We start from the raw sequence: 20,440 nt of genomic DNA on the forward strand, positions 1-20,440 counted from the left end.
GCTAGAACATCCACCGGGTGAGGCACAGGTGGACTTTACAACCATTGAGGTATGCCAAGATCATCGATTACTCACATACAAACTGCTCGTCATGTCTTTTCCGTACAGTAATGCCGCCTTCGTTTATCCGACACCGGCGGAGAATCAGGAATGCTTTTTGGAGGCAATGAAGCAGTGCTTTGAACAAATGGGAGGAGTTCCTCAGAGAATCTGGTTTGACAATCTTTCCGCTGCCGTCGTTCATATTGAGAAGCAGGGCGAACGGCAATTAACGGAAGGCTTCCAACGATTTTGCGCTCACTACCGGTTTGAAGCTGTCTTTTGCAACCCATACAGCGGTCATGAGAAGGGGCACGTCGAGAACAAATGTGGGTACTCCAAGCGCAATTGGGCTGTGCCGATTCCCATCTATGAAGATCATGAACAGTTAGCCTCCTACTTCGCCGAGCAAGCAAAACGAGATCGTGATCGTCAGCATTATGCTCTAAATCGTTGCATCGCAGATCTGTGGGAGGATGATCGTCGTAAATTGCTTACCCTACCAGAGCAAGGATTTGAGGCTTTTCGCTTGGGTGCTGCAGTGGTGAATAAGTATGGAGAGATTCGGATGGATGAAATGACGGTTCCGTTGCTGGGGATGTCAACTCCAGGCAGCGAGGTACTGATCCAAACGTTTTGGGATCGTCTCGTCATTCTAAACGGCCAACACCAGTTAATCCGGGAAGTATCCAGACCTTATACGGGACGAAGTATGGATATTCCGTGGTCACTAATATGCAATGGATGGCTAAAAAAACCACGTAGTGTGACACACTCGCAGTTTCTCCGTATGCTACCAGAGATCTTGCAAGAGTATGTAACTGTGAAGGATCTGACAGAGCGAAAAGGTCGTCTTCAGGCATTGGCGCACTGGTGTGACATTTACACAATCGAACAGATTCAGGAAATAATTGCTCTACTAGGTCAAAACACACCGGTTACACGTATCACGGCTGTGTTAGGTGTAAAATACGGAAGTCGCGATCTTCCTGTCACGTGGGAAGAGACGTTGTCCCCTCCGGGAACTCGCGTAGAAAGTTCCCTCCAACGCTATGATCAACTTGTGGGGGTGAATTGAGATGCCGACGGCATTGGGAGATTTGTGCCGACAACTCCGATTGGCGCATGTCGTGGACTACGTATCCGCTCAGCAGAATGAGCAGATTCGTAGCAATGTGGAGCAAATCCTTGTTGCGGAACTGGACGGCCGCCGCCGTGCCAAGTTGGGTAAACTTGTTCAGCAGGCGGGGTTCCCACATATTAAGACTTTCGAGGGGTATGTGTATGACCATATCTCTTTCCCTAATGGTAGTAGTCCGGAGCTGCTTTCGGGAATTGGATTGGCTCGAACGAAAAGAAAATCTACTCTCAATGGGTGCCGTAGGCACAGGGAAAACTCATATGGCAACGGCACTTGGTGTGGAGGCTTGCCGCCGGGGCAAGGCGGTGCAGTTCTACCGGGCTTCCGATTTGGTTTCTGTGCTTCAGGAAAAATTTGCGGCGGGTACACTCAGTCGATTTCGCGAGAAATTGAAGAAGACAGATTTACTCATTCTTGATGAAGTCGGCTACGTACCGTTCAGCCAAACCGGGTCTGAGTTATTGTTTAACGTGATTGCGGATTGCTATGAGCAACAGAGTGTGATCGTTACATCCAACCTAGAGTTCGGTCAATGGACATCAGTGTTTGGAGACACAAAGCTCACGTCGGCGCTCGTTGATCGCCTGGTACACCACGCTCATATCCTCTCATTCACAGGTGAGAGTTTCCGCTTCAAGCAAGCAATGGATAGGATTCCTGTTTAGTTTCAAACCGCTGGCAAGTGCTTAGGCAATTTCGGCTGCAAAACTAGGCATTTTCTACTTGCAAAACACACCCCACAATACCTGCCCCTAGCGGTGAGCCGTCTTTCCACCTGCAGCACGACCCCAGCCGATATGGTATCAATGCAGAGACCTATTTTTGAAATTGTTACAATCTTCCTGTATATATTCTTCCTATCTTGAACAGAATGATAAGTAAAAGAAGGAGGTTGATAGCCTTGCTTAACGATCTTCAACGGTACAAGTTGGCCAACCTATTGCGAAACAGTTACGAAAGTGATCCGTGGAGTCTGGAGCGTATTGCTTCTCATCTGGGATTCCAACTCACACAACGCGAGAAGGAAGCCCTTCGAAGAGAAATCAATACTATCTGCTCCCGTTACTCCGATCTAGAATGCGTAGCAAATATCGGAAAAGGATATTTTTTGCCCCGAAGCCCCCTCGAATTTCAAAAGATCATTTATTTCTACGAGTCGAGATTACATGGGGTATTAGAAAGAAGAAAACAATTTGAAAAAGTAATCCAGAATTTGAAACAGAATGAACCGGCTACTGTATAACCTACATATTGATTGGTTCTCCGGATAGATACGTATTCGGCGTGCTAATTATCAAGATTACGTAATTCCAAACAAAAAACCGGTTGCACCGTTGTCAGGGTGAGAACCGGTTTTTGATATTTGTTAGAACGATCTTAATTAACAATAACATAGCGACATTTATTTCTAGAATTCACAAGTATACCTAGAAAATATTACTCGCATAATTGAATTCTCCAGTTGTTCAGTGATAACAAAGTTAAAGGCGTTAAAAAACATGCCCAAATGAAAAGCCTAGAGACGGCTCAAAAGGTTGATCAAGCTATACAACGTCTTATCAAAACGAAGGCTAAAATTAATTTTAATCAGGTTGCGATGGAGTCAGGTGTATCTAAGGCTTTTCTCTATAACAATCAAGAAATACGGAACCGAATAGAAGGATTACGAAAGCAGCAAGAAGGTCTTAATTCACCGCAAACCATAAAACGTAATATGACAGATGCCAGTAAAGATGCGCTTATCGCAGCCAAAAATAACCGAATTAAAAAACTTGAAGAAGAAAATAAACGTCTAAGGGATGAATTATTGAAATTGCGTGGAATGGTTTATGATAAATTCTGAGAGTCTATTGTGTTTTGAATTCACTTATTGTAACGAGACAGTAATGTTGAATAACTTATTGCGACCTTTTTTTATACAAACGTCTATTTAATAAGGAGTGTATCTATTTCCAAATAAAAAAACAAACAACGATGTTAGTTGGTTATTCCTTTTATGACTTTATGTACAAATCTCAAGAATGGACGTGAGAAACTGATGAAGAAAATGACACAAATAAATCTCTTAATCATGTTAATTTTCATTCTAGCTGCCTGCAACACGAACGATAATGAAACAAATAGAACAAATGCCGACAGTGGACCTCAGTCAGCAGATAGCACCAAACCGTACGTACAGGGGGTAGAAAATGTAGATGTTCTGAATACTCATGGAAGCATTGAAGGATTGGAAAGAATGCATAGTTTCTATGACAATATGCGGAATGGTGTTCCCTCTGATTTACGAATTGTCCACTACACGACTGAAGGAGATCCAATGATTACTGATCTAACATATAACGGCAAATTGCTTAAGGTGAAAGATGATACCACCCGAGACAAGTATGGCAGTGGGGAAATAAGAACCAATAGCTGTAGCAATATGATCGAGGAAGTAAACCCCACCAACACCTCCTATATCGCGGTCGACTGTAACAGTGGACATTTCGGGAAAGAAGAGATCTTAAAAATTAGCTATAACATGAATCAACAGGATCTATTTGAGTTTGAGCTGAAATACGGAGTAAATCTGGAAAACGAAGTTATTACAAAACCAATCACGACGGAAAAAGAAAATAGTACAATCGAAACAAACGTAAAAGGTGATTCTGTCGTGGCAGCAAGTGTGAAGCAAGAGGTGTATAAAAGATTAGTGTTTGCGAATTACCTAGCTGAAAAAGATTTAGAAACTACATGTGCGTCTAAGGAATCCATGAATTATTATCTAAAGGTATACATTAACGGGGGACAGCGTGAATTTCGTTGGTCTGAGTGTGATCAAAGCCTCGAAGGCCTGAAATTTACTGAGATAGCAGAATATATCATCAAGCAATCCGAAAAGAAGCAAACTGAAAAGTCTGAGGTCACGGTTCAAGGTTATGTACTTCAAGTGAAGGACGACACACTGTTAATTGGGGAAGGCCTAAACATGATAGATTATGAATGGCTCAAAGATGAAATACAACAGATGGACCTAGATGCCTATATCTTTGACTTTACCATCCTAGAAGGTGTTAATACAAAGGAGTTCAATCCAGGCGATAAAATCCAAGCAACCATAGAAGGAAGCATAAGAGGTTCAAAGCCAGGGAGAGCCAAAGTAAAGGATATTAAGAAACTAGTGTTTTCAAATGAAATAGAATCACGCTGATTTCCTTGTGATGTTTTCCGTGTAGTTTAAAAGTTACAATTTTATTTCGTCATAGGATACTTTAATTTAACAAGAAACCATTAATGATCAAATTTTTTAAAAACCAGTATTGACATTGAATACATGTAAATGATGTGAGAACATTGATACTCCAATAGTTCTCACATCAAAGTTAAGATAACGTTAAATTTACAACGTTAAGGAAATTCCCATATTAAAAAGTCCAATTTCTCAACATTTATATTTGAGAAATTAGGCTTTTTTCGTTGCTCCGTTAAAGCGCCCGATTGCTTAATTTAATATTACTCATCCTCTTCCATATCTTTTTGTTGTTTTATTCTAAGTCGATAAATGTATGAAATAGGGATAATCCCACTGACAAATATAGTACCCCCTATTAGCAGTCCATCGCTCCAATTAAAATTTGGGGTAATTGATGTGAGTACTCCAAAAGCAACAGCAATAATTGTAACTACAACAAAACTAATAATAAACGACTTGACTGGCTTTTTTGGCCTTTTTTCGTTCTCAACGCTTACACTCATGTTTAAGTAATTGTAAACGATTGCGGTCAACATAAAGACCAACCATAGAGGATTTTTCGTCATTCCCTCCATTCCATTTTTGAAAAATTCATAGCCAAGAATACCAAAAATACCTATTGTTTGTACGATATAGGCTATTCTTGTGTTTTGTAAATTCTGCGCTATCAATCGTTCATCCTTGATTTTTTTCATCAAAATCCCCCCTGCTTATCCAAAAAATCTCATCTAACGTGGCATTCACTGCATAACAAACTTGTAGGCACAATTTTAATGATGGATTATATTTTCCTTTTTCGATCAGACTGACCGTCTGCCGGGTAATGCCCACCGCATCGGCAAGCTCCTGCTGTGTTAACTCCGCTTTTATACGGGCAAGCTTTACGTTATTTTTCATAGCATATCCTCCAATTACAATGTAACATATAAATTACAATATGTAAATTATATGTTACGTTCAATTCACAGATCAATATTTAGCGATAGACAAAAAGGAACCCATCTTGAAAAGATCAAAATGGATTCCTTTTTATGCAACAAAATGGCCCTTTAATGGAATAAGGAACGATTATCAACCGCACAACTAAGCTGGAACGTAGGTCAACCTGATCACCTTCTCGCCAATTCGATCGCTTGCCACGAGGCGCAGCGGCGGCCGCGGACCGGCGAAGAACGGCTTGCCGTGACCCAGCACGACTGGATGGAGATAGAGTCGATACTCATCAACGAGACCGAGCTCCGTTAGACTGTGGGCCAACTCCGGCCCGGCAACTTCAATCTCCCCTTCATGCTGAGCCTTCAGCCCACGTATGGCCGCTGCGAGGTCGCCCTCGATCAGAGAAGCGTTCGGACCGACGGACTTTAACGTCCTCGACACCACCCACTTCGGTTTGCTTTGCCACGCCGCTGCGTATTCCCGTTCCGGCGCATCCCATTCAAAATGGTCTCCGTCCCAATACCGCATGGTCTCGTACATGCGGCGCCCGTACAGGCTGCCCGCCAGGCCGCGCACGTCGTCGATGAAATGACGGAATAGCACGGGGTCGGGCTGAAATGCCGGGTGGTCGTGGTCGACGAATCCGTCCAGAGACTGGTTCAATGCGAAAACGATCTTTGCCATGCGACTGACTCTCCTCCCTGGTTTTCTCGCACATTCATCATCAAGATTACACGTTCCATATGCAGCTTCCTTTATGTCTACATTTTATCATCCAACAGCATGTCCGGTTTCTCATGGATTGCTAATGTGCACAGTCCTGACCTGACCGAATACAAATTTAAATTTACGAAGGATGGTAAATGAAACAATTCTGCCCGTTAGCTTAACTCAACTGCCAGTCTACAACTTTATTATTCAGTCTAATACTATATTATTTAGTCTAAAACTTTATTATCTCTGGACACCGGCTTTAATTATTGAATTTCCCCATAAAGGTTAACCAACCAATCGTACGTTTTTCAGGATCGTACGGGGGCTTTCTTCTTTGCTTCACTGTGGAATACGGACATTCAAGCTGTAAAAGGAGATGTGAAAGTGAATGTTCTTCTCTTTTCCACCAATGAAATTCTAAAGGCTGATCGGTATAAGTAGATATAATGTTGATAAAATATGGCAAGTTCTCATAGTGAAAGGGTTCTGATTTTGGAGCTCTTTTATTCTCTACATAATACATAGAAACTCTTAACCAATCGTTAAAATGGCTGAGTAACAAATGAACCATATTTCTATTCAAGACCCATTTGGTTGCAGCAAGACTTGTTAAGGTAATATCGTCAAAGTTGCTTTCCCAAGCATTATATAGCTTATACAAGTACCCAGAATCCATGTCATTAGGGAACTCAATACGATTCTTATAGTGACGGTGTGGACTATGCTTATTATCAACATAAAAATAAAAAGGAAATTGGTGAACAAATTGACGCCAGAAAACATAAGCATATGCGTATGGGCATTTGCAATCTTCAACTCCATATTGTACAAATCTTCTGATGCATGTTTTATGTCTTGGGAGAACCTTTTTCCGCAAATGCCGAGCTACAGCTTTAATTGTTTGAGTAAATCCTTTATAAAGCTCGCGTTGAAAAGTTTGGAACCTTCTCTCCAGTTTGGCATATTCGCTACGATGTGGTAATGAATGCTGGGAATATTTCCGATGTTCAAGTTTTTCTTCATGACCTTTAATCGATAGAATAAACTTGCTCGTTTTAACAGAGAAATGTTTTTCATCTCTACTGGAATGAAGATTGGGACATGCAATTGTGAGTAGGTAGTCCAACAGTCCATTAGTTTGATCCAAAGGCTGTTCCGTAAAAAAGAAAATGTTGGTGAATTTGAGTGCTGATTGATTAGTAAGTGCAAACCAGCGTCTTACCTTTTCACATGACAGGTTATACGTTATGTTTTTCCCCCATTTTGAGTAATACAGTTCTTTTTGACCAACTTTGAAATATTCATTTCCACAGTGACAAGTGAATGGACGAACCATTGTTTTATCGGATAATTCATACGGATATCCATCCCCACACTTAGGGCAGCTCTTCATTAACGGAATCTTGTGATAAGGACATGCATGAATGAGTGAGAATTGATGTAAGAGGCTATGAAATCCGTTACTCACACAGGCAGGACAAAGTACTAATTGTTTACGAAGATACCTTATAGGAGATAGTTTGTTCCCTCCGTATGGCAAATAACCAATCATTTTCTGAATTAAGTAGTCATTATGTTTTTTTATAGATAACTGAAACGTCTTTTGAATGAGGATATCATCTAATCCCTGCATTACGGTCAGATCTCGGTGACAGGTACCAATATTTGCTTTTAAACTTTTTACATGCTCAATTCCGAATTCTTTGAGAAATTGCTTAGAACTCATTTCATTTGCGAATTTGAACTTTTCGATAATGGACCAGGGAGATTCAAATGGGGCAACCCATTCAGACCTCCATGTAAAGATATTTTCCTTAGTAAGTTGATCATAAGGCGATTTCGTAATATATTTCGGAGTCAATATAACCGGATTTATCAATAGCCTCACTCCAATGTGACTTATTTAAGCATTCGACACCTTTTCCGTTTGCCCCAAATTTTTTAAAAGCGTACTCTATTGTTGCTGTAACATACTGCATTGGTATTTCAAAAGATGTTTTGATCCCTGCATTTTTTCTCTTTTCTTCATACAATTCAATCAAATCGTCTGTGCACTGACTTAGTTTATAACCTTCTGCAAATGCCTCTGGAAAAAAGTATCTGGTAAATGACCAACCACTTCCCATGGGATATTCACAGTCTTCATCATAGCCTGTTAAGCAAACACGAAGTTCTTCGACAGATTCAATACCTGAAAATTTATGTTGCTTGACCATAAAGCGACCAACAATTTGTGTTTTTTTCGAGGCTAGAAAAGCAGATCTTTGAAACTCTAACTCTTCCTGGCCGACTAAAATGACCGTTAAAGTAATGCCGATACGATCTAACTCATTATAGATATCCATTAACCAGCCATAATGTAGTTCGTGAAGAAGTTGGGCATCATCAATAAACATAATGATCCGTCTAAAAATTGTTGATTCAGCACGTTCTATTAAAAATTTTGTCAAACGATCCCTTTTAGCACTAGGTTTTCCACTCGAGGCAAAAGCGTGTCCGACACCACGTAATAAATCTTCGAAGAACTCACCTGGATTCGGCTGTTTGTACTGTTTACAACAAATATGAAATATCGGAACCTCTCTTTCCAAAAATAAAGGGAGGGTTTGGATAATGTACTTTATTGCTCTACTCTTCCCGAGACGAGGTCTTCCGAAAATGATCCCGCCGGTAGCTCTTTCGTCGTACCATTGTTGAATGACTTCAAACATTGAATCAATTTTATGAGTTGCCACTAAGTAGGTACCAGTTTCAATTGGATGTAACCCAGTAGGCACATTCGGCCTGATTATCATTCCTTTTACCTCCAAATTAGTAAACAATAGTTCTTCTTAATTTTCTGGTTATCTGTTCTGGACCTCCATTTTGTTCTAATTGCTTGTCCAAATCCGACACAATGACGCTCGGCTCTGCAGGAACGTTTTCTTGTTTAAGGGCATGTTCCTTGTTTTGGTACTGTAAATGTCCAAGTTTTGTTCTAGATCGTTTGTCATTAACTCCACGTTTTTCAAGATATCTTAGAAAAATATCAATTGGATCATCCATACTCATTATGGTGATTACTTTTTCTCGTTTAAGTTGATTGATCGCTTTTCGTGTTTTTAAACTATGGGGGGTGACACCCCATTTCCCTTTTGCAGTTAGAATTCCTAATTCACTACCACAAGGAAGAAATGCGCGAACGAACCTTAAATCCTCAATGTTGACAAAAATAGTGAGTTTCGTTCCTACAAGATCAGGGGACCTGGATAATATCTCGTTGTGATAAGTTACTCCTTCGTATTCGATATGAGGCCTTTTTCCATACTTAGCGTTACCAACTACATTTCTCTTAGCTTCTAGTGTTAAAAATGAAATTTCGCTTTGTTCTTCGATTGGCATAATCCGTAGCACCTCTCCACGAGATATTTTTTGTTCCATTGATTGTAAGGGAGAAAGGTAATCTACACCGGAATGTGGTGAAAGGTTATATGTTGCTATTAATATTTCGGTAAGTTCTTCAAGGTCCCCAATCGAGATGTTGTATTTTTTAGCAGCTACCTCAGGTTTATTTCTCCTAATATCTTTTGGATTGTTTCCTGTTGTGTTTGGCAAACGCTGGTATCCATTAGTTTCCAATAACCCGTAGAACCTTTCGATTAAACCCCGCCTTTCTGGCATTTTTACAGGTCCTAAATTTACATCACATTTAATTACATTTTTCAGACGATCTTTTACCATATTTGCTAAATGGGATTTGGCATTATCAAATAGAATTTCATCCCAGAGCGCCCATTTTGTAGCAGGTATAACTTCCGATGCAAAACCAATTCCTTCTGGATAAGTTAAACCATCTATAGTCAATTCTTTCCGTTTCCAAGGGACTACTGCGTTCCTCGAGCATATTAATACATCACTTCGATCATATTCCGGTTTTAAACATAAGTGGTACCCTAGTATAACGCGTGTTGCTACATCAATTACAGTTAACAGCCAAGGTCTATCGATTACATCTGTAACGACGTTTCCTGATGGGGTCGTAAACGTAATCGTGAATATAGCATCAATCCTGTGACCGTCGAATTGAACTTGTTCAAACGGTCGTGTAATGATTCTTTTGTCAGGATTAAAATGTAATGAATTTCTTGCCCTCCTTCCGGCTTCTTCTCCAAAACGTTTTGCTGAAGCCTCATTAAAATGTTGATTATGTAGAGTTTTTATATATCTTTCTAATGCTCTCTTTCCCATTGAGACTGTATTGAAAGGATACTCTGTTTCTGCAATGCCAGCAGCTTTGCACGCATGTAAAAACTTTCTATGCAGATCTTTTATCCTGATGCGAGGCTCGTGTACCTTACGCTTATTTCGCTTCAGATATAAGTCGTCTATCGCCTCTTTGATCGTTGGATATTCGTTAAGGAGCTTCGTAAAAGCTCCAGTGAAAATAGATTTGGATTCATCCATATTAGGTAAAGGAAGGATTCTTTTGTAGGGTTTAATTTTAACTTGGGGAATAAGAGCACGGTAACCGAATAGATTTCCATTTTCGTCATACAGAAGGCAACGAGAGGTAAAACGACGAACATCAATTGGAGCTATGCCAGTCAATTGCTTTATCTGTTCTAATGTCGCCTTGTCGTTAATATATAAATTAACTGCTTCTTTTCTTTTTTGAAATTTCACCTGTTCATTTTCAGAAAGAGATTCGATGTTTACAATTGGCCATTTTGAAATGTCAATGTCAGCACTAGGTCTTTCAATCATCTTTCTTCTTGGCATGTTCTTGATACCTCCATTTTTGGCCCAAACTCATCTCCTTCAAAGTTTGCTTGTATTTCCGAACGATAAAATAACCAGCTCAATGCTTCGTAAATCCGAGACTGTGAAATATTTGGAAGCATTATTTCAAGTTGTTGGGCACTTATCTTTCCATGTTGCTGAATACTCCGCATTATTTGAAAGCAATCAGTTTCAACGGGATTTGAGCGATTTCTAATGAATGACAAAATGCGTTTCATATTGGAAATAAGTAAAGTATTTTTACGAATTTCTTCTTCAGTGCGAATAATATACTCGTATTTGTTTTCCAAACACCACACTTTTTGAGCAGTAGTTTGGACACGGACATCTTCATAATTTGGATGTGATTGGTGAAATGAATTACTGTATTTTATCTCAATAAAACTTTCTGTCTCGTTTGTCCATTGAACCCACATATCAAAAATGGTGGACACAATTCTTCCTTCAACTGGGACTGATACTTTTAAAGGTTGCTCGCAAAATGTTCTAACATTGGGATTGGTCTCGATTAAAACCCAATGATCTCTCTCCAAGTCACTATATAGTCGAACCATTCGATTTAGTTTTGGGCTATACGCATCCCATAAATTATTGCCGTAATGGCCTCTCCCTTTGCTTTGGATAGGTTTATACATATATACCACCCTTTTGAAAGAATTCTAAGAATGCATAGTGATTCTCTTACATAGTATTAGATGAATATCCCGAATTAAGTCTTAACGATTGAAGTATTTAGTAAATTTATATTTCGATGAAATTTGAGGTATATGCTGTTAAAATATTAAAAACCGACTGTCAGTTCAATGGTATCGACAAAGGTTCTAATAATAAGGCAGTTTTTGCAATAAAATCACGTAGTCTGCTACATCTTTCGACTTTTCCTTGAAACAAGAAGTCCTTTTTTATTAACGGATGTATGGTAATTTAGATTATTGATCGCTGGACAGCGTAATTGGATTCTCATGTTATAGTAGTATGTTTGCGTCGATTTTCGTTTATGGTAGTATGTTTGTGTCGTACAAAACTACGACACAAACATACTGCTAAAAAACAAAAAACCCTTGAAATAAGGGTTTTCAAACTTGCCGTTTGGTAGTATGTTTGTGTCGCCAGACACGTGTTGTTGTCAAGTGACGCAAACATGTATACCAAAGTGACTCAAACATATATTCTAATGCCTCTTATGTTATCTGTGACACAAATAAGTATCGTAACGTTATGTCATAGCATACGGAACCCTGATAAGTCCAATTTTCAGGCGGTACTAACAAATTATATTTATAGCCTCATGCAAAATCATATGTCCAAGCAGATATACATATGTAGGTAGAGTTACACCAAAGCGCTATTCTTTAAGAGTGATTTATCGTGAGATCCACTCTAAAGTGTCTGTTCCTCTTCTAAGATTCATATTTGTTTCAGTTCATGAAATGGCGTTTTCATGAACTGAATTCAAGTATCATAGTTGAAACTTTTATTTCGTACTTGCACACTACCTTTCGCCTATTTCGTCATATCTCAAGTCACATGATCCAAGGTCCACCACGTCTTCGTGTTTTTAGGTTGAAGTCAACCTTTTTACATTTCCCCTGCCCTTTCTTTTAACCCTTCATTATAGGAACTATGACCCCATAATCGCAGGATGGTCTCATCAGTTCTCTTTCATTAGAAATAGTCATTGTATAATTCTTGCTGCTGTTCCTCTGCAATGGTCTGTAAGTCGTATGCGGTAATGCGAAATAACCGATAATCGTCAGTATCCGCTTTTTTTGCGGCGAGCTTACTTAAAAATTTCGGCGAGCCTTCGTTTTCTTCATCGTAAACTAACAAGATGCCGTCTGAATTGGATAGCAAGAATTTATCTTTCTCTACAAACTGCCAAACTCCCTGGTAAGGTGTTTGATAGACACTATTCATATAGTCGGCATGCATCACAATATTTCGGTAGTAATCCTGGGTCTCTTCTTTCCACTTTTCCTCTTGATTCAAAAACGGGGTAATTACTGCCAATTTTAGATGTGGATACTCCTTTTTTAATTCCAGCACAGTTTCGGCTGCCCACATTTCTACCCCGAGCTGACCTGAGATGATGACCCATTCCAATTCTTCCTCTAGGAATCTTACGAGTTCACGCTTCAGTGCTTTCTTAATAATTGCTAACCCAGGATTTTTTTCATTAAATATGCCAAGCTCGTGTGCCTTGTATCCTGAAACAAATAAACGTTTTACCATCATGCCACCTCTACGTTTAAAGTAGCTCCAGCAGAAAATAGATATCTTTTCCCTAGCTATCTCGTCATTTGTGTTTCATCTCATATTTGTCTTGCCATATATTATCACAAAATAGAATTCGTTGAGTATGGCTTAACCAGCCGCAGGTTCATAGGAAACACCAACCCGTTAACGCTCCCCTGTCTTATTCCGAAAACGGAAGAACATGTACAAAATGATGCAAACGATAAAGAATAGTGTGCCTCCAAGTGACCGGATGATCTTCGAGTGGAGGCCGATTTGCAGAAGAAGGGCATAAAACGGAGCATACAAAAAGGTAATGACCGAAAGGAAAAGCAAGCCCATACATATATTGCCTATGGGAAAAGCACCTTTGCATCGTTTTTGCACCATAACGATGAAAGGTCCGTTAACGCTGCTGATCGGACCTTTCATCGAATTTGTCTCACATATGAAAAAAGATCCGTCCCACTGCCATTTGCGGCATTTGGAACAGATCTTTTTCAAATTAGTCACAATCACATCCAACGATTACGAGCAAAACGAACAGAACCAGGATCATAGCGAAGTTATCTCCGAAGAAACCACTCATTGAACTCCCTCCTTCTGTATTTCAACATATGTAGACGGCTCTCGTAATGTTTGGATGAATGTCTGCCTGTAGATAAAATAAATGAACGCCGTATTCATCTTATCGCTTGAAACGCGAAACAGTGATCTGCCCTGAGTGAACAGCCCGCGCAATATGATCCGTTCGAAAATATACTGTATGCGAAGCGTTACAGCAATCAATGAATCGTCAGGATTGAACCGCATTCTTACATGGGAGATGTTCCAACATGGCATCCAGACGAAAAAAAAATCTCTTTGGTTCGACTCGTGGCTTTCCCTGCTTCTACGGGAATTGGTGCGGCATGGGCTGCAGTGGTCCAGGTGCGCCTATCGATGACGTGGACCGCTGTTGCCAGAAACATGACTTCTGCTATGAACGTCATGGGTATTTTTCCTGCAAGTGTGACCAACGATTTTTGAAATGCTTAGAAAATCAAAGAGATCGATCCACTGCGAAAGGCAGAAAAGCGGCAAAGATGTACTCATTTTATAAAAAGAGCTGGTGTAGATAAAAAGGAGTCAAGAGCGTATATAGCTCTTGACTCCTTTTTTACATCTATTTTTTTATAATGTCCCACATTCCTCTTATGTTTTGCCATGCACCGAAAATATCCTGTGCTGTTTTTATGCCGTTTCCCAACTGATTCAAATCAATGCTCCCCAGGGACGGCATTTTGAAGTTCAGCAAGGGGCTTCGTCTTCTCCTCTGCCTGTTTAGATTGTGCCATTCCTGATAATGTGCGCGCAAAGCTTCCGGATCTTTACGCTCTCGTCTACCTACTTTCTTGCTTCTCAGCCACGCTTGAAATTCCGGAGTGTTTTGAACCGGTACTTCTCTTCTCCTTCTGGCCATACTCCTTCTCCTCGCTTTCCTGAGCGGTGTCCCATTACTCTATGATAAAAGAACATCTTGCCGGAACGGCGCATCTCCATGAAAAAGGAAATGGGTTTGTTTTTTTCGAAATCGTCACCTGCACATGGTGAAGCATGCCTGCGGGACGATGTCGTCGGGTCAGAAGTTGGTATTTTGGGCTGCATTGGCCTTCTACTTTACTCCAAGGACGGCTTGCCTAACATACTTACCCGTTAACGAGGAAACGCAATGAATACTTTCTTTCGGTATGCCTTCAAACATGACTTTGCCCCCTTCGTCTCCCGCTCCAGGTCCGAGATCGATCATCCAGTCGGCTTGACAGATCACTTGCAGATTATGCTCGATTACGATCACGGTAGAGCCTCTATCAACGAGCCGATTCATCAGGCGGATTAGCACCTCTACATCTGACATGTGAAGCCCGGTGGTCGGCTCGTCCAGCACATAAAGGGTTCCGTTGCCCTCCAGCTCCGCTGCCAGCTTGATCCGCTGCAGCTCGCCTCCTGATAAAGTACTAAGCGGCTGCCCCAACGACAAATAACCGACGCCTACCTCTTTCAGTCTTGTAAGCGCTGATACTACTTCATCCTCATGAAAAAAGTGGAGCGCTTCTTCAACGGTCATGGCCAAGATGTCTCCAATGTTTTTTCCGCGAAAGCGATAAGACAGAACCTGCTGCGTATAACGCATTCCCTGACAAGCCTCACAGATGCTGGCGACTGTATCCATAAAGGCAAAATCAGTATAGATGGTCCCCAAGCCCTTGCAATGAAGACAAGCCCCCTGCGAGTTGAAGCTGAACAGGGAAGCACTCACGAGGTTTTCCCTCGAAAACAAATTTCTGATGGCGTCGAATATATCCAAATAGGTGGCCAGATTGGAGCGGTTGGACGCCCCGATTGCTCCTTGATCGATGAGGATCGCGTCCGGATAAAACTTCGGGAGCACTTGACGGATCAAGGTGCTTTTTCCCGATCCTGCCACTCCGGTCACGACCGTCAGTGCGCCGGTAGGAATGCGAATGCTGACATCCTTCAAATTATTTAGGGCCGCATGCTCGATAGGAAGCCAACCTGCAGGCTTTCTAACCTCGCTTTTGAATGTGGGTTTACGGTTCATGCATACGGCTGTCAAGGTCTCGGCGGACACCATCTGCTGCAAGCTTCCTTCGAATATGACGTTTCCGCCCCTTGTTCCGGCGTATGGCCCCATCTCAATGATATGATCGGCAATTGCGATGACATCAGGGTCATGCTCAACGACCAACACCGTGTTACCTTTATCCCGTAGCTGTATCAGCAGCCGGTTGATTGTGTGGACATCGTGCGGATGAAGGCCGATACTCGGCTCGTCGAAAATATACAGCAAATCGCTCAAGCTGCTCCCGAGCTGACGCACCATCTTGATCCGCTGCGATTCGCCGCCAGACAGACTGGACGTTTCGCGATTCAGGCTCAGATACCCGAGCCCGACCACCTGCAAATAGGCAAGACGTTTTGCGATCGCTTCTGTAACAGTTTGCGCATCTGGCTCGCGGATCGAACGAATGAATTCGATCAGCTCGCTGATTTGCATGGCTGCGCAATCGGCGAGGTTTTTCCCGTTTATTTTGCATGACAACACCTGCGGGTTCAAACGACCGCCACGGCAGGAAGGACACATTTCCTCGGTCATGATGTGATCGATCGCTTCCTTGTACCTCGCAGCGTCTCTCGAATCCTTGTTTAAAAACGTGCGCTTGATACGCGGAACTACACCTTCATATAGGGACGTCGGCGGCCAATCCTTCGTCGGATGTGCAGGCTTGAATCCGGTTTTATACAGGAGCGTATCCATTTCATCTTCTGTATAGTCCTTCAATTTCTTGTCGTTATCGAATAGGCCGGTGCTCACATATCTCTTCCACCGGAAGTCTCCTGGCCTGAAGGTTGGGAACAAAATGGCCCCTTCATTCAGCGATTTCTCCCGGTCAATCAGCCGATCGATGTTGACTGCTTTCGACTTGCCCAAGCCTTCGCATTCCGGACACATCCCCTGGGGGTTATTAAAGGAAAATACGTCAGCATAACCGACGAAAGGAATGCCGAAACGGGAAAACAAAAGCCGCAGCAGCGCATAAATATCTGTGACCGTCCCGACCGTGGATCTTGCGTTGCCTCCAATTCTTTTCTGGTTCATGACGATAACCGCCGGCAAACATTCAATGGCATCTACCTCCGGCTGTCCGTACTGCGGAAGCCGATTGCGGATAAAGCTGGAGTACGTCTCATTCAATTGCCGCTGCGATTCTGCCGCGATCGTATCGAAGACGATCGCGGATTTGCCGGAACCCGATACGCCTGCAAATACCGTAATCCGCTTCTTGGGGATGGTTACATTGATTCCCTTCAGATTTTTTTCCCTCGCACCGATGACACGAATGGCATCCTCTTTTTGCATGGGGCCTCTCCTCCTCTTGCTATTCGTAAAAAATAGTATACGCTTAAAACATGTCAGTAACTGTCATGTTTTAAGCGGAGGAGCGAATCTTATGAACAAAGCCAAACTTTTGTTTGACCTGATCCTGTATGTCAATACGAAACGCAGATTTACCGCGCAGGATGTCGCACATGAATTCGGCATTTCCGTACGGACTGCGCACAGGTATCTTGCAGATATTGGCGACATGGGGGTTCCGATCTATACGGAACCAGGCAGAGGCGGCGGTTACCGGGTACTGAACAACCGGACGCTGCCGCCGACCATGTTTGACGAGGAGGAAGCTTTTGCTGTTTTTTTCGCTTTTCAGGCATTGAAGTATTATCAATCGCTTCCCTTTGACATCCACATAGGTTCCGTCTTCGCAAAACTGTACGCGAGCCTGGCCGACGATATGAAAAGAAAAGTAGACCGCCTTGATTCGGTTTTAGCCTTTTGGAATCAGAAAAGAAGCGTTTCCTCCCCATTTTTGAAAGAAATTATGGAAGCAGCCATCGCTCATGAGCTGCTTTCCATCGAATACGTGTCGAAGTCGGGAAATACCGTGAGAAAAGTGGCTCCAGTCGGCATCTACGCCTATGATGGCTTCTGGTACATGCCTGCATTTGATCCGTTTTATGACCAAATCCGATTGTTTCGGACTGACCGGATTGTCTGGATGGAACGAACACAGCAAACGTTCACTCAGCAAATCCCTCTGTCTGATTGGCTAGACCGTTATACGGCACAAACGCCGAAAAAACCCGTTCGCATCTATGTAGAGCTAACGCAGGAAGGTTTGAGGCAATGCCGCAGCCAGCCTTGGCTGGAGCCTCACATCGTGATGGTCAACCCACAACAAGGCTACGTGGAGACCGTGATTGACCAAGAGGATTGGGATTTCGTCTCCGATTATTTTTTCCAGCTGGGAACTGCTGTCAAAGTAATCGAGCCCCGCGAGATGGTGGATCGTATTCGCAAGCAAGCCCAGGAGCTCGCTCATCATTACGCTTCGGATGAGATGTAACGCCCCCTCCCCTTCCAAGACCCTTTGAATACATAGCCGTCCAGCAAAATGGTGATCCTATCTCACAATATCCGAAATATGGATCCAACCCAATCGCCAGTCAGAACGATGTTGTATAACTTTATCGTCAAGTAGTAATTGCTTCCCACTCGATTCGGTATAGCAGGCTGCTTGTTCCCAAATCTACAGAATAACGGGATGGAAAGAAGAACAAGCTAACACAGTCTAATCATGTTTAAACAGGAGGATCCTATGAATATGAATCTGTTTTCGAATTCGCAATCTCTTTCCACTCAACTTGCACAGTGCGAACAGCTCATCCAGCAACTAGCACAACAAACCCAACAAGCATCGATGAAATATCAACAGCTGCTGCAGCAAGAACAACGAAATGCGGAGCAGCTGGAGCAGTTGGCTCAACGCGAACGTCAAGCTGCCCAAATGATCCAAACCGCCCTCCAGGGTCACCAGACAGCCTTGCAGCAATTGCAGCAGATTTCGAACCTCTGCAATCAGATGGCAAGCAGCGCTTCCCGTACTGTTACCGGCTTTGCTCAACCGAATCAACAAAACACTGGATTCTCTGTTTTCCATCAGTAATCGGCTATACCATCGAATCCAATAGAAGAAATTCGCTGCCATAAGGGTGAAAAAACGCATCGAGTCAATGACTTTGATGCGTTTTTAAAATAACGCTTTTTCTCCTATATCCTTCCATTCGGACTGTTGTTATAGTTAAGTAAAAATGAGTTCATCCAATGGAGGAGAGAAATGGTAATGCGAAAGCTACCCATTCTATTTTTGGCCGCCGCACTTCTTTTGTCTGCTTCAGGCTGCAGCGAAGCAGTTCCGCAAGCAACTCAGACCGAAGCAACCGCTATCCCCTCACCCTCTTCGACATCTGCATCAGCAGAAAGCCCTGCACCTGCATTGCCCAAACCTCCTATTGCCTTGGAAGAGATTCTTTCCTACGAAGAACCGGCAGGGCTTTTTGCAGGGAGCAATTATGATGAATCGAGGGTAAAAGCTGAACTGGACAAGATGTCGAAAGGTATGGCCGACGAGGAGATCTACGCCAGACTTTTGCAGCTGATTGGCGAGAATTATCAACAGGAAAAAGGTACGTTCGACCGACTGGAGCAAATCAATTACAGACAGGCTCTTCTGTCTATCGATCCTGCAGATCCGGCTTCTGCGCCGCCGACGGAAAGAAAGATGAATATCGAGGTCTTGCTGGACGCAAGCGGGAGCATGGCGGGAAAGGTAAACGGCGGGGTCAAGATGGAGCTCGCGAAGAAATCCATTCAAGACTTTTTGGCTAGCAGCTCCCAGCAATCAAATGTGGGGCTCCGCGTTTTTGGGCACAAAGGCTCAGGAGCGGATAAAGATAAAGCCCTCTCGTGTGCGCAAACCGAGCTGGTATACCCGCTCGGAGGCTATGATGCCGCTAGATTCCAAAACTCGCTGCAAAGCTTTGGCCCCAAAGGCTGGACTGGTATTGCCACTGCTCTTGAAGCTGCGCGGGATGATCTGAAAAACGTTCACAGTGAAGGGGCCGAGACGATTATCTATCTGGTGACGGATGGCATTGAAACTTGCGGTGGCAACCCGGTGGAAGTAGCTAAATCACTTCATGAGTTCGATTTGCAGGCTGTGGTCAATGTGATCGGCTTTGATGTCGATGATGAAGCGCAGCGTCAGCTCAAGGCTGTGGCCGAAGCGGGCGGCGGTACCTACACCACCGTGAAGGATAAAAAAGCGTTGGAACAGGTATTTCAAAAATATCTGGAGGAATTGTACAAGGAGAACAGCAATTGGATGCAAAAGGCTATCGATGACGTGTGGACTCAGTACGAGACCGAGGAACAAGAACTTATCGATACCCGAAAACAGATGCTGAACAAGGTATCAGCCGAATATGACCGGTTGCAAGCAGCCGTCGCCTATATGCGGGAAAAGGACTTGCTGGAAAAGAAGCAAAAGTCAAAGCTTCTCACCTGGATCGATGACCGATGGCTGGATTTGAGCACGTATGCGGATAACCGCTGGGAGGATCTCGGGAACAGGATGGATACGGAATGGATCGATGCTTCTCAGGAAGTGGAGCATCGCTGGATGGAAAATGGACAGCTCCTTGACTCTAAATCCGGAAAAATCGCCCTACGGATCCCGAGCCTTCGTGTACCGAAAATACGTGTCAAACCACTGCGAATCAAGCCGATTCGAACCGATTTTTAAAAAATTCGATCGGCATGTAGTATTCCATACCAAAAAAGGCCTGATGCTCTCTTTAAGAGATTTCATCAGGCCTTTTCGCTTCCTATCTTCAAAACCGGGTCTGCATGAATGTTTATCTTACCAGCTTTCGTGATAAATGAGTAGCATTGTAAATCTATG

17 protein-coding genes and 1 pseudogene are annotated in these 20,440 nt (G+C 42.7%); 8 read left to right on the forward strand and 10 right to left on the reverse strand.

The window, feature by feature from the left end; all coding sequences use genetic code 11:
• From istA to T458_RS29700, 4 genes and pseudogenes are all read left to right on the forward strand, one after another.
• Positions 1-1,117, forward strand: a 1,117-nt coding sequence (gene istA, locus T458_RS29680) for an IS21 family transposase (RefSeq protein WP_023554104.1), incomplete at its 5' end; no start/stop codon positions are given.
• A 1-nt stretch (position 1,118) separates the two neighbouring features.
• Positions 1,119-1,845: pseudogene (gene istB, locus T458_RS58020) on the forward strand (IS21-like element helper ATPase IstB).
• A 797-nt stretch (positions 1,846-2,642) separates the two neighbouring features.
• Complete coding sequence (locus T458_RS29695; protein ID WP_023554106.1) at positions 2,643-3,023, forward strand: DUF6262 family protein; 381 nt, start codon at positions 2,643-2,645, stop codon at positions 3,021-3,023.
• 195 nt (positions 3,024-3,218) lie between these two features.
• Positions 3,219-4,370, forward strand: a complete 1,152-nt coding sequence (locus T458_RS29700) for a DUF4362 domain-containing protein (protein WP_023554107.1) — start codon at positions 3,219-3,221, stop codon at positions 4,368-4,370.
• A 302-nt stretch (positions 4,371-4,672) separates the two neighbouring features.
• Here the strand turns inward: T458_RS29700 and T458_RS29705 are convergent, their stop codons facing one another.
• The 9 genes from T458_RS29705 to T458_RS56250 all read right to left on the reverse strand — a co-directional run bounded on the left by T458_RS29705 (position 4,673) and on the right by T458_RS56250 (position 13,665).
• Positions 4,673-5,107 carry a hypothetical protein gene (locus T458_RS29705; protein ID WP_023554108.1) on the reverse strand — a complete coding sequence of 145 codons (435 nt, stop codon included), beginning with the start codon at positions 5,105-5,107 and terminating at the stop codon, positions 4,673-4,675.
• Entirely contained in the window at positions 5,088-5,309 is a 222-nt protein-coding gene (locus T458_RS29710; RefSeq protein ID WP_023554109.1) for a helix-turn-helix transcriptional regulator, read from the reverse strand. The genes T458_RS29705 and T458_RS29710 overlap by 20 nt, the downstream gene beginning before the upstream one ends.
• A gap of 186 nt (positions 5,310-5,495) precedes the next feature.
• Positions 5,496-6,032 carry a dihydrofolate reductase family protein gene (locus tag T458_RS29715; RefSeq protein ID WP_023554110.1) on the reverse strand — a complete coding sequence of 179 codons (537 nt, stop codon included), beginning with the start codon at positions 6,030-6,032 and terminating at the stop codon, positions 5,496-5,498.
• A 289-nt stretch (positions 6,033-6,321) separates the two neighbouring features.
• The gene (locus T458_RS29720) at positions 6,322-7,941 is read right to left on the reverse strand and encodes a TniQ family protein (RefSeq protein WP_023554111.1); all 1,620 of its coding nucleotides are present in this window, start codon (positions 7,939-7,941) and stop codon (positions 6,322-6,324) included.
• Entirely contained in the window at positions 7,889-8,857 is a 969-nt protein-coding gene (locus T458_RS29725) for an ATP-binding protein (RefSeq protein ID WP_023554112.1), read from the reverse strand. The genes T458_RS29720 and T458_RS29725 overlap by 53 nt, the downstream gene beginning before the upstream one ends.
• A gap of 16 nt (positions 8,858-8,873) precedes the next feature.
• Positions 8,874-10,820: a hypothetical protein gene (locus T458_RS29730; protein WP_023554113.1), complete on the reverse strand. Its 1,947-nt coding sequence runs from the start codon at positions 10,818-10,820 to the stop codon at positions 8,874-8,876.
• Positions 10,802-11,476 (reverse strand): TnsA endonuclease N-terminal domain-containing protein, encoded by a 675-nt coding sequence (locus tag T458_RS29735; protein ID WP_023554114.1) that lies wholly within the window; start codon positions 11,474-11,476, stop codon positions 10,802-10,804. Before T458_RS29735 ends, T458_RS29730 begins: the two co-directional genes overlap by 19 nt.
• Positions 11,477-12,506: 1,030 nt before the next feature.
• Positions 12,507-13,073: an SLOG family protein gene (locus tag T458_RS29740; RefSeq protein WP_023554115.1), complete on the reverse strand. Its 567-nt coding sequence runs from the start codon at positions 13,071-13,073 to the stop codon at positions 12,507-12,509.
• Positions 13,074-13,581: 508 nt separating this feature from the next.
• The gene (locus T458_RS56250; protein WP_084567887.1) at positions 13,582-13,665 is read right to left on the reverse strand and encodes a YjcZ family sporulation protein; all 84 of its coding nucleotides are present in this window, start codon (positions 13,663-13,665) and stop codon (positions 13,582-13,584) included.
• Between the two features lie 322 nt (positions 13,666-13,987).
• On the opposite strand from T458_RS56250, the gene T458_RS56255 reads away from it, so the two are divergent.
• Complete coding sequence (locus T458_RS56255) at positions 13,988-14,197, forward strand: phospholipase A2 family protein (RefSeq protein WP_246001054.1); 210 nt, start codon at positions 13,988-13,990, stop codon at positions 14,195-14,197.
• A gap of 533 nt (positions 14,198-14,730) precedes the next feature.
• On the opposite strand, the gene T458_RS29755 is transcribed toward T458_RS56255, so the two are convergent.
• Positions 14,731-16,998: an ATP-binding cassette domain-containing protein gene (locus T458_RS29755; protein WP_023554119.1), complete on the reverse strand. Its 2,268-nt coding sequence runs from the start codon at positions 16,996-16,998 to the stop codon at positions 14,731-14,733.
• A gap of 91 nt (positions 16,999-17,089) precedes the next feature.
• Between T458_RS29755 and T458_RS29760 the strand changes: the two genes are divergently transcribed.
• The 3 genes from T458_RS29760 to T458_RS29770 all read left to right on the forward strand — a co-directional run bounded on the left by T458_RS29760 (position 17,090) and on the right by T458_RS29770 (position 20,281).
• On the forward strand, positions 17,090-18,043 hold the full coding sequence (locus T458_RS29760; protein ID WP_023554120.1) for a helix-turn-helix transcriptional regulator: 954 nt from the start codon (positions 17,090-17,092) through the stop codon (positions 18,041-18,043).
• A gap of 258 nt (positions 18,044-18,301) precedes the next feature.
• Positions 18,302-18,643, forward strand: coding sequence for a hypothetical protein (locus T458_RS29765; protein WP_035316088.1), 342 nt, complete (start codon positions 18,302-18,304; stop codon positions 18,641-18,643).
• A gap of 177 nt (positions 18,644-18,820) precedes the next feature.
• A complete protein-coding gene (locus T458_RS29770) occupies positions 18,821-20,281 on the forward strand; it encodes a vWA domain-containing protein (RefSeq protein WP_023554122.1) in 1,461 nt (486 codons plus the stop codon).
• The last annotated feature ends 159 nt before the right edge of the window (positions 20,282-20,440 follow it).

This window comes from Brevibacillus panacihumi W25, assembly GCF_000503775.1.
In the GTDB taxonomy this organism is placed as follows: domain Bacteria; phylum Bacillota; class Bacilli; order Brevibacillales; family Brevibacillaceae; genus Brevibacillus; species Brevibacillus panacihumi_A.